Annotated in this window: 14 protein-coding genes; 5 read left to right on the plus strand and 9 right to left on the minus strand. The window is 43.0% G+C overall.

Going from position 1 to position 17,517, the window contains the following annotated elements:
- Window positions 1–20 precede the first annotated feature (20 nt).
- Entirely contained in the window at window positions 21–614 is a 594-nt protein-coding gene (locus L2096_RS07525; protein ID WP_004935147.1) for a LysE family translocator, read from the minus strand.
- 422 nt (window positions 615–1,036) lie between these two features.
- On the opposite strand from L2096_RS07525, the gene L2096_RS07530 reads away from it, so the two are divergent.
- Window positions 1,037–1,591: a DUF2062 domain-containing protein gene (locus L2096_RS07530; RefSeq protein WP_171490464.1), complete on the plus strand. Its 555-nt coding sequence runs from the start codon at window positions 1,037–1,039 to the stop codon at window positions 1,589–1,591.
- Window positions 1,592–1,616: 25 nt separating this feature from the next.
- On the opposite strand, the gene L2096_RS07535 is transcribed toward L2096_RS07530, so the two are convergent.
- The 3 genes from L2096_RS07535 to L2096_RS07545 form a co-directional block, all read right to left on the minus strand.
- Window positions 1,617–2,486 carry a 5'-methylthioadenosine/S-adenosylhomocysteine nucleosidase gene (locus tag L2096_RS07535; RefSeq protein WP_055415779.1) on the minus strand — a complete coding sequence of 290 codons (870 nt, stop codon included), beginning with the start codon at window positions 2,484–2,486 and terminating at the stop codon, window positions 1,617–1,619.
- 174 nt (window positions 2,487–2,660) lie between these two features.
- On the minus strand, window positions 2,661–3,860 hold the full coding sequence (apbC, locus tag L2096_RS07540) for an iron-sulfur cluster carrier protein ApbC (protein ID WP_119690086.1): 1,200 nt from the start codon (window positions 3,858–3,860) through the stop codon (window positions 2,661–2,663).
- A gap of 155 nt (window positions 3,861–4,015) precedes the next feature.
- Window positions 4,016–4,477, minus strand: coding sequence for a hypothetical protein (locus tag L2096_RS07545; protein WP_004945655.1), 462 nt, complete (start codon window positions 4,475–4,477; stop codon window positions 4,016–4,018).
- Window positions 4,478–5,285: 808 nt separating this feature from the next.
- Between L2096_RS07545 and tsx the strand changes: the two genes are divergently transcribed.
- Both tsx and metG read left to right on the plus strand, forming a co-directional pair.
- The gene (gene tsx / locus L2096_RS07550) at window positions 5,286–6,131 is read left to right on the plus strand and encodes a nucleoside-specific channel-forming protein Tsx (protein WP_250365172.1); all 846 of its coding nucleotides are present in this window, start codon (window positions 5,286–5,288) and stop codon (window positions 6,129–6,131) included.
- Between the two features lie 181 nt (window positions 6,132–6,312).
- Complete coding sequence (gene metG / locus L2096_RS07555) at window positions 6,313–8,382, plus strand: methionine--tRNA ligase (protein ID WP_250365173.1); 2,070 nt, start codon at window positions 6,313–6,315, stop codon at window positions 8,380–8,382.
- 59 nt (window positions 8,383–8,441) lie between these two features.
- Here the strand turns inward: metG and L2096_RS07560 are convergent, their stop codons facing one another.
- Window positions 8,442–9,317, minus strand: a complete 876-nt coding sequence (locus L2096_RS07560) for an alpha/beta hydrolase (RefSeq protein WP_104124685.1) — start codon at window positions 9,315–9,317, stop codon at window positions 8,442–8,444.
- Between the two features lie 13 nt (window positions 9,318–9,330).
- Entirely contained in the window at window positions 9,331–10,656 is a 1,326-nt protein-coding gene (locus L2096_RS07565; RefSeq protein WP_104124686.1) for an MFS transporter, read from the minus strand.
- 249 nt (window positions 10,657–10,905) lie between these two features.
- Between L2096_RS07565 and L2096_RS07570 the strand changes: the two genes are divergently transcribed.
- Together L2096_RS07570 and L2096_RS07575 are read left to right on the plus strand one after the other, a co-directional pair.
- On the plus strand, window positions 10,906–11,883 hold the full coding sequence (locus L2096_RS07570; RefSeq protein WP_502801293.1) for an MBL fold metallo-hydrolase: 978 nt from the start codon (window positions 10,906–10,908) through the stop codon (window positions 11,881–11,883).
- 124 nt (window positions 11,884–12,007) lie between these two features.
- Window positions 12,008–13,375 carry a nucleobase:cation symporter-2 family protein gene (locus tag L2096_RS07575; RefSeq protein WP_040053965.1) on the plus strand — a complete coding sequence of 456 codons (1,368 nt, stop codon included), beginning with the start codon at window positions 12,008–12,010 and terminating at the stop codon, window positions 13,373–13,375.
- Window positions 13,376–13,476: 101 nt separating this feature from the next.
- Here the strand turns inward: L2096_RS07575 and L2096_RS07580 are convergent, their stop codons facing one another.
- The 3 genes from L2096_RS07580 to astB form a co-directional block, all read right to left on the minus strand.
- Window positions 13,477–14,970: an amino acid permease gene (locus tag L2096_RS07580; RefSeq protein ID WP_048763393.1), complete on the minus strand. Its 1,494-nt coding sequence runs from the start codon at window positions 14,968–14,970 to the stop codon at window positions 13,477–13,479.
- Between the two features lie 157 nt (window positions 14,971–15,127).
- Window positions 15,128–16,114 carry a succinylglutamate desuccinylase gene (gene astE / locus L2096_RS07585; RefSeq protein WP_250365175.1) on the minus strand — a complete coding sequence of 329 codons (987 nt, stop codon included), beginning with the start codon at window positions 16,112–16,114 and terminating at the stop codon, window positions 15,128–15,130.
- Window positions 16,115–16,149: 35 nt separating this feature from the next.
- The gene (gene astB / locus L2096_RS07590; RefSeq protein WP_250365176.1) at window positions 16,150–17,490 is read right to left on the minus strand and encodes an N-succinylarginine dihydrolase; all 1,341 of its coding nucleotides are present in this window, start codon (window positions 17,488–17,490) and stop codon (window positions 16,150–16,152) included.
- Between the last annotated feature and the right edge of the window lie 27 nt (window positions 17,491–17,517).

Genomic DNA, 17,517 nt, shown 5'->3' on the forward strand with positions numbered 1-17,517 from the left:
TTGCGAACACCGAACACGCTTTAAAATTTTAAAAATGCAGAATAACTCAGTGGTATGGAGAAACTCACCAAAATCAGTGATGCAGTGCGTTGTAGGTTCGATGGATTAAACCAGCGTGTCCGATTTTTTGCCAGCAACGCCCCAACGACAATCCAGAAAGTTGCAATCGGGATAATCAGCATGAGAAATACGGCCATGTGTAAACCGTACAAATGCATATTGGACCACGCAGCCTGTGGGAAAATGGCAGAGGCAAACAATAAACCTTTCGGATTTAAAATGGTGGCACAAAGGAGTTCGGTAAAACGAATCGTAGGTTGAGACAAATTTTGCTGATGATCGGCTGTACGCCACAGCTTGATGGCCAAGTACAAAATGTAAAATGCACTAAGCAACTTCAAAATGGTCGGCAGTAAAGCAAAATGCTGGGAAATTAAACCAATCAGTAATCCCCAAAACGAGATCGAAATAATATATCCCGTGACTTCAGCAGGAATCAGCTTTAAAGATGCACGCACCCCCACCTGAATACCAGACGATGCCAGCAATGTATTGGTTGGGCCTGGTGTTAGCAAAATGGCAGCAACCAGTCCCACAAAAAACCATGAAATCATCCGATGACCTCACCCTGTATCAAACCAGACGAAAAACACTATAGCACCAGCCAACAAACATATACTGAAACTGCTCAGATTGATATTGGCCGCTCATGGATATTTTCAATACTTTACAGGGGTTTATAAGCTATAAATCAATAAGACGCAGCAGTCACTTTAAAAGTGTATATAATTATGACTTGTGTGATCTATCTCAATCTTTTTATTCAATTTTGCTATCTTGCGCCACAATTTGACACTTCGCTGCAAAAGGCGTACCGTTATGTCTCGACACTTGGTTGTTTGTATTGCAATCAATTCTCTCTTTTTCAAAGCTTTAAGTTTTATCTAAGTTTTCCTCAGCACTATAGGTCATGTCCTGATGCACCGGATGATCGCGACAATGCGGCATACCGTGGTATTGCGTATTGAATGATATTATGTCTATGGCAAAGCAGTTCTTCCAATCTTGGCTTCCTTCATCTGAAAAGGTCGCTAATCTGAAATTGATGCGATTTTTTGGTAAACGATCGCTCAATCCTTTGCTGTGGTATATCAATCGAAAATCGATTACCCGTGCTGTATTTATAGGGACATTCTTTGGCCTGCTGCCTATTCCGTTTCACAGCTTGTTTATTGTTGCTGCTGTCCTGATGTTTGAAGTGAATCTTCCGATTGGGCTGGTTTTGGCATGGTTAAGTAATCCACTTACGTTAGTACCGATTCTGTATATCGGCTTCTGGATTGGCACAAAAATTTATCATGTGCAGATGATCAATAAAGAAATGCTGCTCGGTGTCTTACATCAAATTTCGAACTGGGTGAGAAACTTCGGACACGCACATATTGATTTAAGCCTCGCCAAAATTTTACTTTCCGGGCTGATCATTGAAGCCTTAGTGGTTGCCATTGTTTTATCGGCGGTGACCAATTTATTTTGGCGTTGGAGTGTGATTCATCACTGGAAAAACAGACCAAACAAAAAGCCGAACTAAAGTTCGGCCTTGTTGTGAGCTCGGCTTATTTTGCTTTTAAGCCTTTCATGTATTCTTCGGCCACATGCAAAACGTATTCCTGACACGCCTCACCTGTACCGCCATCATACTTGCCGTTGTTGGTAATGTTGTTTGACACCACGCGAATACCGATAAATGGCACATTAAACTGACTGGCAATTTGCGCAACCGATGCCGCTTCCATTTCCTCTACCGACGTACCGTAACGGGTATTAAAGAATTTGATGCGATCTAGTTCGTTATTCCAAACATCGGCAGAACCAATGGTTCCTTCAACCACCTTACCTTTGTTATAGCTCGATTTCACGCGCTGTGCAGCGGCAAGTAAACCGGCATCGGCTTGAAATTTACGAATTGCAATTGGCTCTGGGTCGGATTCATCTTTTGGTAGTACATCAAATGCTTCATTCCATTTGAGTGCATCCGATCCACCACCGACAGGCTGGTGCGGTGTTTTAAATGCACCAATATTGGTGGTGTATTGACCCAGCACAATATCGTAAACATTCAGTTTTGGATCGTGACCGCCTGATGTTCCTTGGTTGATAATCGCAACAGGCTGGAAGCGTTCAATGGCAATCGCTGTTGCTGCTGCAGAGTTACTCATGCCCATACGCGTTTTTGAAATAATGACTGGATAGCCATGATAGGTGCCTTTCCAGAATTTCCAGCCACCGATGGTTTCTACACTGACATCACTGAGTTTAGATGCCATTTGCTCAGACTCAACGGGTAAGGCACCCTGAATAATGATTGGTTTCAATGCTGACTTCACTTCAACTGAGGGAGTAGATGCAACATAATGGCTGCTACACGCGGTCAAAAACAAACCTGAGCAAAGACCAAGTGCAGTAAACAACGCTTTAAACTTCATTCGTTATCCTTAAATCCAAAAACAAGTAATTAGCAAATTTTATGCCAATCGTTCAAAAAAACTAACCAATAAAAGTTAAATAATCAGATAGATAGCATGATTATATAGAAAATCTAATAAAAATCATAATAAATAGGCTATATCTCGTGCAGATCTAGTGAACCCGTTTTCAAATTAAAAGATACGCTTGTCATCACGCGCACGTTGCGGCAAATCTGCTACGCGCGACCAAAGCGCCTGTGCAATCAGTTCATAACTTTCAGCAGCAGCATCTTGCGCAACCACACTCGGTTGGCCCTTATCGGCATTTTCACGAATTTGCCCATTAAGAGGCAGGCGCCCAAGCAGTGGAATCTGATACTGTTCAGACAACTGATCGCCCCCACCCGTACCAAAAATCTGCTCTTCAAAACCACAATTTGAACAGATATGGGTCGACATGTTTTCAATCACACCCAATACAGGAATACCCACCCGGTTAAATAGCTCAATACCTTTAGTGGCATCAAGCAATGCGACATTTTGAGGAGTGGTTACAATCACAGCACCCGAAACCGGAATGCGCTGTGCAAGCGTCAGTTGAATATCGCCTGTGCCCGGTGGCATATCGATCACCAGCACATCCAAATCTGGCCAGAGCGTCTGGTTGAAGAGCTGCATCAGTGCACCTGTGGCTTTTGGTCCACGCCATGCCACAGGAGTGTTATGGTCGCCAGTCAAATGTCCAATAGAAAGCACTGCTAGCCCATGTGCTTCAAGTGGCACAAAACTTTCATTTTCAATCATTGGGGTTTGACCCGCATTGCCCAACATGGTCGGAATACTTGGCCCATAGATATCGGCATCTAATACGCCCACCTTTAAACCCTGTTTGTGTAATGCCAAGGCCAAATTGACCGTGGTGGTCGATTTCCCCACACCGCCTTTACCAGAAGACACCAAAATCACATGTTGAATACGCGGGTGAGCAGCAACCTCACTTTGTAGCGGGGCTTTCTTTTGAATTGGTGGATTGTTCGGATCAGGTGTTGGTGATGCAGAGGCATCGACGACAGGAGGTAAAGTTGCGGCAACTTCTTGCGTACGCGGTGCGGTTTTTTGCTGAATTACATGCAAATTTAACTCTTCAATCCCTGCACCTTGTAACGCACCTGCAAGTTCGTCATGAATTTGCTGTAAATGATCGGCTTCTTCAGGATAGGTTTTGATCGTCAGTTGCAAGACACGACCCTGCACGTTTACTTGCGTAATACGGTCTTTAAGTTCGAATGAGTGCCCTGTAAGACGATAGGTTTGAAGTATGGCTTGAATGTCTTCTTCTTTCACCTCTTGTGCGGGTGAAAATACAGATTTAAGCGATGAAAGCCACGACATTCGTAATACTCCACAGAAATAATGCGTCTAGTAGAGCGTAGTTTAACAGTATTTTTATAAAAGCTCGTTCACTACACCATATTAATGTTGCATTTTCTCTACATCAATCATATGCAGTGAACGTACTTGAGTTAGCCAATTTTTAAGGGCAAGACTTATTTATCGTTACCTTTAAATTTGTTTAAAGTATCGGTAGCTGTTTTTTTCAATTCGTCGAGTTTAGCCGATGCTTGTGTTTTAAGTTCATCGAGTTTCACCGATGCTTCATGCTTGAGCTCTTGTGCCTTTAACTTGGCTTCTTCAAGCTTATGGCCTGCTTCGGTTTTCAGATGATCGAACTTGTCTTGCGCATCGCCTTTGGCATCATCCCATTTGGTTTTGGCTTCATCGACCTTGTCATCAAATGCAGCTTTTTTATCTGAATGATCACGCTCTGCATCTTTTTTAAAGTCATCTACAGCTTTTTCACCATTGAGCTTAGCCTCTTGAGCTTTATGCTTGAGGTCATCTAGCGCTTTTTCGCCTTCTAGCTTGGCCTCTTTAGCTTTATGTTTGAGTTCATCGCCTAGGTCAGCCGCTTTATTTTTTAAATCATCTAATTTGTTTTCGCTGGTCATGTCGCAATCCTCTTTGTCTTAGATATTTGAGTAAAATCTGTGATATGGAATCTTGATGGGAGCTTTGATCTATCTTCTTTTATACATTGCTTATGCAGCGAAAGGTTTAAAAACTGCAATTTGCAACAAAGATGATACACATTGTAGCGAAGTGTTTTATCTTAAATTTCAATATACTAATTCCTTTTCATTGACTTTTTTGACCAACAGCACACAGGCTTTGTAATTGAGCAATTCTTAATTTACCCACTCAATTGAAAATTGACTGTAGAACTTCTCAAGCTCGCATGACATAGAGCTGCATGTTGTCAAATGTTAGGGATAATTCAACTTCGTTGTTGTGCCACCTTACAGATCAACTTTTGAAAAAATGCACCAAATGGTCAACTTTTCATAGCGAGGAAGCTATATCTTGCTTTCACGATGTAATCGATTGAATCATTGCGACGTTGATTAAAAAAACTAAACGATACACAGCAGATATGCTGAGTCTCAATAAAATTTTTAGACTTTTTAATGATGAAAAATAAAATTAAAAACATGAATTATTTAATAATAAATCTAAAATTTATTCTTTAAAAATCATCTTACAGCACCTTTAATTACAAAGTTTAACAACTTTGCATCAAAATAACATAAAATCGCGTCCACCAAGATTACGCAATTCACGGTCAGTGTAGCCGAGCCCATGCCAGTAGAGTGGCATATTCATTGCTTAGGTCTTTTGCGTTCGTTTTTTCTAAAGAATCTTTTGTTTAGACATAGTGCGATATGTCTAAAAATTTATGATGTTGGAGTAGTTCTAATAATGTCTCTTAAATCGTTAAGCACTGTATTTTTAGCTGCAGCAACATTGCTGGGTGTACAACAGGCCAATGCTGGTGTGAATGCTACACTTTGGGGTATTTATAGCAATGATGTCAAATTTTCGCCAAAAACAGTAGAAAATGCCTATCTTGAGCTTGAGTATTATGGTCAGACTGGTCCAATCGATTGGTATGGCTATTTCGATGCGCCAAAATATTTTGGTGGTAACGACAACATTAAAGGGGTTTGGGACAAAGACGGTTCTAAACTCTTTGCTGAAAACCAGCCAAAAGTTTCGTTCAATCGTTTAACCGGTAAAGATCTCTCTGTTGGGCCATTTAAAGACTGGTTCTTTGCAACTGACTGGATCGTAGACGCTGGTGGTCACTCGAATAACACCCAAAATACCTTGTACTATGGTTTGGGTACCTCAATTGACACCCACACCAAACTTGGTATGAATGTAAACGTGTTTGCAAAACAGCAATGGGAAAACTACGGCGCGCCAAACTCATATACTTCAGATGATGGCGGACGTTTACAGGTTCAGTTTTTCTATCCGCTTTATTCATTTAATAATGGCGCATCACTCAACTATTTCACCTTTACCAACTATGACTTTGGTTCGAAACTTGGCGATAAAGACCCGAACCGCACCAATGAAGCTTTGGTTTCAACGCATGTTTTTTCTTATAACATGAAGCATCTGCGTTTATTCACTGCTGCGCGTTACTTCCACAATGGCGGTCAGTTTAAAGACGGCGCGGTTGCCAACTGGGGTAATGGCGACTTTGTACAAAACAGTACCGGCTGGGGTTACTACGTCGCTGCGGGTTATCAGTTCTAAGTCATTCACCTCTCGATTGATCTCCCTCAAGCCTGCTCGCAGGCTTGAGTTATTTTAAGCACTTCATCTAAGTGCTCTTTTTTAATTTTCCCTTCTCTGTCAAGCCATGCCTTGCTTTGTTTTCTCGGGTTCATCAGTTAGAATCATCGGTCTTATGAATACGAATGAGAGAATCCAATCCGTGCGTAAAATTTTAGTCACCAACGCCCTCCCTTATGCCAATGGACCCATCCATATGGGCCACTTACTCGGTTATATCCAAGCAGATATTTGGGTTCGTGCCATGCGTGCAATGGGCCATGATGTGACCTACGTATGTGCGGATGATGCTCATGGTACGGCAATCATGTTACGTGCCGAAGCCAATGGAATCTCGCCAGAACAGCAAATTGCCAATGTACAAAAAGAACATATCCGCGATTTTGACGGGTTTGGTGTACATTTCGATCATTACGACTCGACGCACAGCACTGAAAACAAAGCACGTTCTGAAGATATTTACCTTAAAAACCGTGAAGCAGGCAATATTGCCGTTCGCCCGATCACTCAGCTTTTCGATCCTGAAAAACAAATGTTTTTGTCAGATCGTTTTATTAAAGGCACTTGCCCAAAATGTAAAGCAGAAGACCAATATGGTGATGCGTGTGAAGTATGTGGCACCACTTACAATGCCACCGAATTACTTAATCCGCGTTCAACCTTGAGCGGCGCAACACCCGTTGAAAAATCGTCAGATCATTACTTCTTTAAGTTACCTAACTTTGGTGAATACTTGCAAAAATGGACACGTGACGAAGGCCGTTTGCCAGTATCGATTGCCAACAAACTAGATGAATGGTTTGAAGCAGGTTTAGCCGACTGGGATATTTCACGCGATGCGCCGTATTTTGGTTTTGAAATTCCAGGTGCACCTAACAAGTATTTTTATGTGTGGGTCGATGCGCCAATTGGCTATATGTCGAGCTTTGAAAACTACATCAAAGCCAAGCGCCCAGAGCTCAACTTTGATGATTACTGGAAAAAAGACAGCCAAAACGAAGTCTATCACTTCATTGGCAAAGACATTGTTTACTTCCATGCGCTGTTCTGGCCGGCAATGCTTGAAGGTGCCAACTACCGTACTCCAAGTGGTTTATTCGTTAATGGTTTCCTGACGGTCAATGGTCAGAAAATGTCGAAATCACGCGGTACCTTTATTAAAGCAGAAACCTATTTACAGCACCTGAATCCAGAATACCTACGCTACTACTTTGCATCGAAACTTTCGGACAAAGTGGAAGATTCAGATTTGAATCTGGATGATTTTGTACAAAAAGTAAATTCTGATTTGGTCGGTAAAGTGGTCAACATTGCTAGCCGCTGTGCCAAATTTATCAATAGCAGCTTTAACAATACCCTATCTGAAAACTGTGCAGAACCAGAACTGGTACAAAGCTTTATCGATGCAGGCGACTCTATTGCACAAGCCTACGAGGCGCGTGAGTTTAGCGCTGCAATTCGTGAAATTATGGCGCTGGCCGACAAAGCCAACCAATATATCGATGAGAAAAAACCGTGGGCGCTTGCGAAGCAAGAGGGTCAAGAACAACAAGTTCATGACGTTTGCTCAGTCGGGATTAACTTATTCCGTCAGCTTGCGATTTACCTGTCTCCTGTGCTGCCAACACTTGCGGCGCAAGTTCAGGCTTTCTTACAACTTGAAAGCTTTGATTTTGCATCACGTCAGCAAATCTTGCTTGCACACGAAATTGCACAGTTCCAACCACTCATGCAACGTGTAGATCCGAAAGCTGTGGCTGCGATGGTCGATGCATCTAAAGACTCGTTGGCTGCTACAGCAGAAGCACCAAAAGCGGAAAAGAAAAAAGAGAAGAAAGTCGAGAAGAAATCTGAACCAAAAGTAGGTGAAGCTGCTCTTAATACCAGCACTATCGGTATTGAAGACTTTATGAAAGTTGACCTTCGTGTAGCACTTGTGCAAGACGCTGCGACAGTTGAAGGCTCAGACAAGCTGCTTCAATTGACTTTAAATGTCGGCGAAGCTGAACCGCGCAATGTCTTTAGCGGGATTCGTGAGTTTTATCAGCCTGAAGAGTTAAAAGGCAAACTGGTGGTGATGGTGGCGAACCTTGCACCACGTAAGATGCGTTTTGGTATTTCTAACGGTATGGTTTTAGCTGCGGGTAATGGCGACGGTGTTTGGGTAATTTCACCAGACAGCGGTGCAAAACCGGGCGATAAAGTGTCTTAATTTTACCAAACAAAAAAAGCTGGAGTTTTCCAGCTTTTTTTATTTGCATTAGATTTTATTTACGCTTTGGCATTGGTCTGAATCATTTGTTTCACAGCACGAAATAAATCCGAATCTGGCTCAGCCAGTGTGTTCACAATATCAAAATGATTATGTCCTTTATCTTTCAAATACGCCACTTGAGAATAACCTTGCGTTATGCAAGTCTCATAAAAATTCAAAGTCTGATTTTTAAAACCTTGTGTCTCAAGTTCACCAACTGACAATAACAAAGGCGCTGCTGTTGAAGGATGAGGAAGATCATGAATAGGACTAAGTCGATCGGCTTGTTCAATATTGAGTTTTAACCATTGATTTTGGTCGATATCGCAAAGTGGTTTTAAGTCAAACAATCCACTCAAAGCCACCACGCCTTTAATAACATTCTTAGGGACATCAAAATGCTGCTGCCATTGATCATTCCAAAGCATAGCCACCAAATGCCCACCCGCTGAACTGCCACAGACATAAATCTGTTCAGCATCGATTCCATACCGATGCGCATTTTTGTATAGCCAAGCTATTGCAGAACGTATTTCTTTCACGATCTCAAATAAAGTAAATGTTGGGCATAAGTTATATTCGATTGTCACCACAGAAATACCATGTTTGACCATATTTTCTGCCATGGAACAAGCATCATCTTTAGACTGAGCCCGCCAGTATCCACCATGAATATAAACAAATACTGGAGCTGGTTGTGAAACACTTGGAAAAATATCCAGTTTCTCCTGCTTAGAAACTCCATATGCAATATCGTATAGTCCTACAACACGTTGTTTGGCCTGCTCGGCCAATTGACGATAGATCTGCATACAGTTTTCAAAATCAGCGACTGAGTTTCTGGCATTATATTGTCGATTACGCTCTTCAATATCTGAGAAATATAAGTCCATATATTTTTCTCCTTTAAGTCACAATTTCAGCTTTATTGTTATGTCGATCACTTTGAAGATTAAGTCCCAAAAAAGCAATAAAGGTAGGTACAGACAAGATCAACAGAATTTCGCCCAATGAAAAACTAAATTGGAAAATTAGCGATCCTGTAAAGGCCCCAAAAATTGCTCCTAATCGTCCGATTCCATGCATCCACGATACACCAACTGCTCTACACTCAGTTGGATATGAAATCGTTGCCAGAGGTAGTAAAGCTGCCTGAGCACCCGCCAACATAGCACCTGTAAGTAAAATGGTGAGGCTAAGTAAAAATAGATTTGAATGAATAAAACTTGCCGTTATAAACAGAATAAAAGCAATCAAATAGGCACTTTTGATGACTCGATGTGGATTTATCTTATCCATATACCAGCCAATAATCGCAGCCCCAATTGCTCCGCCAATTGGAAAAACGGAAGCAATTAGACTAAATTGTTCTGTACTTAAACCCGATGTTTTTAAAATGGTCGGCATCCAACTTGTGAACAGATAAAATACCAGCAGACTCATAAAACATGACAGCCAAAGGCATACGGAAATCTTTAAGTGACGACGAAATAAAAACTGAACAGGACGAATCGATTGTGAGGAAGTCGTATCGACAACATTTGCGAGGCGTGTTAGATCAATTACAGATCCCTGAATTTTTTCTAAAATTTTCTGTGCTGCTATTAATTGATTGTGTTTAATTAAAAAGCGAACTGATTCAGGTAATTTAAAAAACAGGACCATTAGCAGTAAAAGTGGCAAGATACCACAAACTACCATAATCATTCTCCACCCTATCGTTTCAAGAAATACACTTGAAATGAGTCCACCACTTGAAATACCCAATAAAAAACCGCAACCCGGGATGCTGGTTAGAAAAACTTTGCGATTTGCAGGCATATACTCAGATACAAGCGTACTGATATTTGGCATGACCGCACCTAAACCCAAGCCTGTCATTAAACGGTAGATCATCAGTTGAGTGGTATCGGTTGCAAATCCTGATAAAACAGAAAATAACGCAAATAAAAATGTGCTGACTAAAATCGTACCCTTACGACCAAATCGGTCTGATATCGGTCCGGAAATTATTGCACCGATAGACATTCCAACCAAAGCGGCACTTAAAACTGGAGCAAGTGCTGGTTTACTAATGCCCCAGTCGTCTAGTAATGCAGGGGCAATAAATCCAATAATTCCTGTATCTAATCCATCACAGAAAAAAATTAAAAAACTCAAAATCAATACCTGCTTTTGCAAGCGTGATAATCTATTTTGATTAATGATGTCATCCACATGTATCGTCTTCATTCGTTCCTTCACCTTGTTATCGATTTTGATCACGACTTGATTAAATCTATTTCTAAGCGAAAGCTCTATCCGAATTGTCCAATTCTTTATCCAATCAGATGAAAACTGAACCTCAGTGCTACATCAAAATTCCAAATCGGGATTTAGATTCAATTTCCTACGAAGTACAGCTATGTGCTTGTTGAAAATTAAATGCAAAATAGTATTGGTCATGCTAAAACAAAGTTACGTATATCTACTTTTATAAGAATGCTCATGACATTATTAAGATCAACAGTTATAGCGACCAGCCTTGTTTTGGGTACAATTTCCACACTACAGGCTGCAAGTTTGTCTATGCCGACTCCACAAAAACAAGTCGCAGGCTATTACCAATATCAAGCAGGCAATGTTCAAATCACCGCCCTGCTCGACGGTACAAATTTTATGTCACCTACGCTGTTTAAAGATATTCCACAGCAACAAGTACATGACATTTTAAAGAAATACTATGCCGATCAAGAGAAAGGCGTTCAAACCTCAGTCAATGCATTTTTGGTCAATACTGGAAAATCGCTGGTACTGGTCGATAGTGGTGCCGCCAGTTGCTTAGGAAATAATTTAGGTTCTGTTTTAACCAATTTAAAAGCAGCGGGATACCAGCCTGAACAGGTCGATACCATTTTGCTGACTCATTTACATCCCGATCATGTTTGCGGTATCAGTAAAAACGGCACTGCCAATTTTCCAAATGCCATCGTATATGCTTCACAAGATGAAGCCAATTATTGGTTAGATGCAAAGCAGGCCAGCAAAGTGCCAGAAGCCAAACGTGCAGGCTACTTGGGTACTGTCGAAAAAATCAAAGCAGCGCTGGCACCGTATCAAGCGAAACAACGCTTTAAGACCTATAAGCTTGGCGACGAAATCCAAGGCTTTAAGGTGATCAGTACCGCAGGTCACACACCGGGACACTTTAGCTATGCCCTTAAAACTGATAGCGAAACCGTGGTATTTATTGGCGATATTGTTCACTCGCATACGGTGCAGTTTGATCGACCAAAAACAGCCATTGAATATGACATCAACCCACAACAAGCTGTTCAAACACGCTTAAAAAAATTTGCAGATTTTGCCAAAAATGGACAAACCATCGCCGCACCACATTTACCCTTTCCGGGAATTGGGCATGTGTATTCGGCAGATGGAAAAAGCTATCAATGGATTCCTGTGCACTTTAAAGATTAACCTATAAACGAGTTGGGTTATATCAATTTCGTTATTTCAAAATTTATGAAATTACGAAGTGCGGATGCGTGGCATGCATGTTGCAAAATTTCTTGAAACTCTATCAAGAACCGAAGCACCTGATATGAACACGAATCCGACAGCATCATCGCCAGAGCACGAGCATCTCGGACTGGCTAAAAATCTGACTTATGGCTTCCAGCATGTACTCACGATGTACGGTGGGCTCATTGCAGCCCCGCTGGTTGTTGGTCTTGGTATTGGGTTATCTCAAGCCGATATTGGCCTGCTCATTACAGCCTCAATTTTAGTGGCTGGCTTAGCCACTTTGCTTCAAACCCTTGGCGTGAAGTGGTTTGGCTCTAAACTGCCAATCGTGCAAGGCACCTCGTTTGCTGCCGTTGCAAGTATGATCGCAATTGGTGCAAATGGAGGGAGCTTTCAGTCCATTCTTGGTGCAATTATCGTCAGTTCAATTTTTGGTGTGGTGATTGCACCATTTTTTTCCAAAATTGTTCGTTTCTTTCCACCGATTGTGACGGGTTCGATTATCACCATTATTGGAGTTTCACTATTACCTGTCGCGATTCGCTGGATCATGGGCGGTAATCCTAAAGCGCCTAACTGGGGTTCGCTTGAAAATCTGGGGCTCGCAGGCATCACACTGGTGTTTTTACTCCTGATTACCAAATTCGGTTCTGCCGCAATACGTCGTTTGGCGGTACTTTTGGCGATTGTTTTTGGTGCTGTCGTGGCATTTACATTAGGACTGGCAGATTTTTCCAAAGTCAGTCAGGGCGCTTGGGTGGCATTACCGAATATTCTGGGCTTTGGTATGCCTGTATTTGAATGGCCAGCAATTTTATCGATGTGTATTGTAACGCTGGTCATTTTGACCGAAACCACGGCGAGCTTGCTGGCAATTGGTGAAATTGTCGAAACCAAAGTAGACAATACCCGTATTGCCGATGGCCTACGTGCAGATATGCTCTCCTCTGCGATTGCACCATTTTTTGGGGCATTTATGCAGTGTGCATTTGTTCAAAATGTCGGTCTGGTTGCCATTACTGGCGTGAAAAGCCGCTTTGTGGTGGCAAGTGCTGGGGCAATTTTAGTGGTACTTGGCTTACTGCCGGTATTTGGTCGCTTGGTGGCGTCTATTCCAATGCCGGTTCTGGGCGGTGCGGGTTTGGTACTGTTTGGTAGTGTTGCCGTCAGTGGTATTCGTACACTGTCTAAAGTCGATTATCAGGTTCAATCCAATATGATTATCGTGGCTGTATCACTCGGTGCTGGCCTCATTCCACTCATCAGTCCTGAATTTTTCCATGCCATGCCAAACGCAATTCAAACCTTATTTCACTCTGGTATTAGTATCACGTGTTTGGCTGCGGTATTACTTAATCTCTTTTTTAATCACTTGCATTTCGGTAAAAAAACAGCCTCGGATGAACTCGGCAAAACCACTGCTACTGCACCTCATTCCTCATAATTCTGAATCAAGATCCGTTCAAAAGCCAGTCTATTCCTAGACTGGCTTTTGTTTGGAGTGACATTTACAACTGACGCCATAAATGCAGGCAGCTTTTTGAATTACATTGATGTTTTTTCTTTATAAAAGAAGAAGTAACTGGCATAGCAAGCTGCAATAAACAAGATACAGCACACAAATCCAACTTGCATTGAAGGATCGGCCACCATACTGATACAGGTAATGGTACAAAATACCCCGCCCAATATCGGCGTAAGTGGGAAGAGCGGCGCCGCAAATTTTAGATCTTTAGCGGTTTTACCGGATTTGATCCATTGTCTACGAAAGTTAAACTGGCACACACAAATTGAAATCCACACCACCACCATGGTAAATGCCGCCACGCCTAGCAGATTTTTAAAAATGGTTTCGGGTGCAAAATGTTCAGAAAGCAGACCCGGAATGGCACCAAACATAGTGACCGTAATAGCTACAATCGGTGTACCTGAAGCAGTGAGCTTTTTGAAAACTTTAGGAAGCTGATTTTTGGCCGACAATGACCACATCATACGAGATGCCGCAAACAAGCCAGAATTGGCTGCCGAAAGTAAGGCGGTAATAATCACAAAACGAATAATATCTTCGGCATAAGGGATGCCGATGTAGTTAAATACCGTCACAAATGGACTGTTGCTGACACTATTTGAATTTAGCCCTGCCATTTCATACGGTAGCAATGCACAAATCACAATAATTGTGCCAACAAAGAAAATTAATAACCGCCAAATCGCCGCATTGATGGCTTTAGGTACGGTTTGAGCTGGATTTTCAGCCTCACCTGCTGCCACACCAATCAATTCGGTGCCCGAAAAGGCAAAATTGACAATGAGCATTGTGGCAAAGATGGGGAAAACACCATTAGGAAACCAGCCATGTTCGGTTAATTTACTAAATAGCGGCGCAGATTCATGCCCATGATAAGAAATCACCCCAAAAATGGCGGCAAGTCCTAAACCAATAAAGCAGATAATGGTGAGCACCTTCACCAAGGACAGCCAAAATTCCGATTCTGCAAACAATCGAGTAGAGCTGACATTCAGTGTAAAGATCGACCCTGCAAAAATCAGGGTCCATGTCCACATTGAAACTGAAGGAAACCACTCCTGCATCAGTAAAGCCGCCGCAGTAAATTCGGTTCCCAGTGTGGCGGTCCATGTCAGCCAGTAAAGCCATGTAATCATGTAGCCTGTTCCCGGGCCAATGTACGTTCTGGCATATTCACCAAACGAACCCGACACCGGCATATGCACCGCAAGCTCCCCCAAACAGAGCATGACCATGTAGGCAATCACGCCACCGAGCAAATACGATAAAATAGCTCCCACCGGCCCTGCCTGTGAAATCACATCGCCCGAACCTAAAAAAAGCCCCGTTCCAATGGCACCACCCAATGAAATCATGACCAGATGACGTTTGGTCATAGCACGCTTTAAGGGCTTTCCTGTATCGTGATCTCGGGCGATCGCACTGGTTTGTGCGCTACTTCGATCTTGATAGCCTGATTGCTCGTTCAGGAATCCGCCTGCCTGCAATGTCTTTTCATTGTCATTACTCATCCACATTCACTCCAACTATTTTTTTGACAACATGTCCTTGCTGTATATACCGCCCACCGGGCATTTCATCCGCGTTCTGGGTTTCAACGTCCGTTTAATGAATCTCCATCTTCATACTCCATGAATGTCTATTCCTGACTGATTGACCTCTGACGAGTTATTTTTTGTGCTGTGTGGTTTCCTCTAACACCAGTCCGGCACGTAAGCCTTTTTTTACCTGAGGGTTTGGAAATAAAATCCAGACATGCTCGTGTTCAACGATTTGATTTTCGCCTGACTGTATCGCCAGCACCTCGCCCTTTTGAAAAGTCGAAAAGTTGGGTGCATCTGCCGCAAGTTGAAGCTGAAAATCATCACTGTGTTTGATGATCGAAGTCACCACCTTAAATTCGCGTATTGCAGGCTTATGTCGCACAGGTAAAACCGTGTCGCTTAAAATGGCACGCAGCACCTGATCAATTGGATCAAACTCAGATAAATCATTGTGTCCAAGCGGTTTGGCTTTACCTAGTTCGAGCGTGGTACTGGCTGCTTGAAAATGCGTTGCAGTAAATTGGGTAAAGGTTTTGCCAAAACTATTGTGATAAACCAGTGCATCCAGATCGGCTGCATCCAACTGTGCAAGCAATGCTGCATCATAGGGATGGCTTTGATATGGAAACAAAGCAAAGAGAGGCAATCGCGAGGCACGGATCGCAGTGTGCAAATCGTAATGATAAGCCTTGGCCTGCACATCTGAAGTGTGAAAAAAATGCGATGTGATGTGCTCAAGCTCAGCTGCACGGCGAGTTTCTACATCTACTGCAAGTGCCTCATGAGCGCCACAAAACATCCGGTTCATATCATTTTCAAGATAACGTACGCCTTGACGGATCGCCTCCGGGTTCCCCAAAACAAACAACACCCGATGCTTGAGCATCAGTTTTGCAGCAAATAAATCTTTGAGTATGTTGTCGATCAATTCAATTGGGGCCGTTTCATTACCGTGAATTCCGGCAGAAAGCAAAATGGTTTTTTCATAACCCGAAACAGGCGTACACTGCAGCAATCCCTCGCCTAACCACTGCCAGTGAAATCCTGCTGATTCACCTGTGTCTTGTTCAGGCTCACGTTGCGTGAGTGTCAATGCCAATAGATCAACCATATGCTTTCATCCTTTAAAGTCTGCCGTGCCATGTGTTAGCGCTGGAAGTGATACACCGAACCTAATCCTAAAATTTGAGTCAGCTCGTCTAAAGCCGTTCTGCTCTCGATTAATAGCTGTGGATCGGCCAGATCATCCTGCGCCAGTCGATCCCGATAATGACGCTCAACCCACTGATTTAACGTGCTAAACAATGCATCATTCATCATGATGTTCGGATTAACCGCTGCCAATTCGGCATCATTTAGCGCCACGCGCAAACGCAAACACGCAGGTCCACCGCCATTACGCATGCTTTCTCTCAAATCAAAGACTTTGATTTGATCGATTGGTGTTCCCATTTGCAGCAAATCTGTCAGATAAGCCCACACCGACGCATTTTGACGCGACTCCTCTGGCACCACCAGTGTCATTGCACCATCTGGACGGGTTAAAATCTGGCTGTTAAACAGATAGGTCGAGACCGCATCTTGGACCGATACACGTTGCTCAGGTACTTCAATCGCAACAAAGTCTTGCCCAATGGCAGCCATCTTTTCACGAATTTCTGCAAGCGCATGTGACTGATTTAAAAACGCCTGCTGATGATGAAACAGCACCTGCTGATTACTCACAGCGATCACATCGTTGTGAAATACCCCCTGATCGATCACCTCAGGATTTTGCTGTACAAACACTGTCCGGTCGGCATGCAAACCATGTAGGCGTGCAATTGCTTCGCTGGCTTCACGGGTTTGACGTGCCGGAAACTTTTTGGGTGCAACGGTACCGCCGAGTTGCTGCTGACCGTATACAAATACCTGAATACCTGCCTGATCATAGGCACCGCCCAAACGATTATGGTTGGCAGCACCCTCATCACCAAACAAGGCCGCTTCAGGTAATGCTTCATGATGCGCGAAATATACATCATGATTGAACATTGCTTGTAGGATTCGGCTGGTTGTCTGGTGCTCAATTGAACGATGGAACTTATTATTTAGGTTTGCGGCGGTAAAATGTACACGTCCATCTGCACTGTCGGCCGATGGCGAAACGGTACATGAGTTGGCTGTCCACATCGAAGAGGCCGAGCTAAGCGCAGACAATAACGCTGGTGCGGCGCGCATTGCTGCTGCAATGACGTCGCTATCGCTTCCACTAAAGCCTAATCGGCGAAGCGTAGGCACATGCGGGCGTTCTTGGGGCGCAAACACACCTTGCTTAAGGCCCAAGTCGGCCAAGGCTTTCATTTTGAGTAAGCCTTGCTGCGCCGCCAGCTTCGGATTAGACAGATTGTTGCGGTTGTTGGTCGATGCGACATTGCCAAATGACAATCCTGCATAATGATGGGTTGGGCCCACCAATCCATCAAAATTAATTTCATAACCCGACATGTTTTCTTCCTTTTAGGTGTTATGCAG

Origin of the sequence: Acinetobacter sp. ACZLY 512 (assembly GCF_023614015.1) — a bacterium.
GTDB classification, from domain to species: Bacteria; Pseudomonadota; Gammaproteobacteria; order Pseudomonadales; family Moraxellaceae; genus Acinetobacter; species Acinetobacter soli.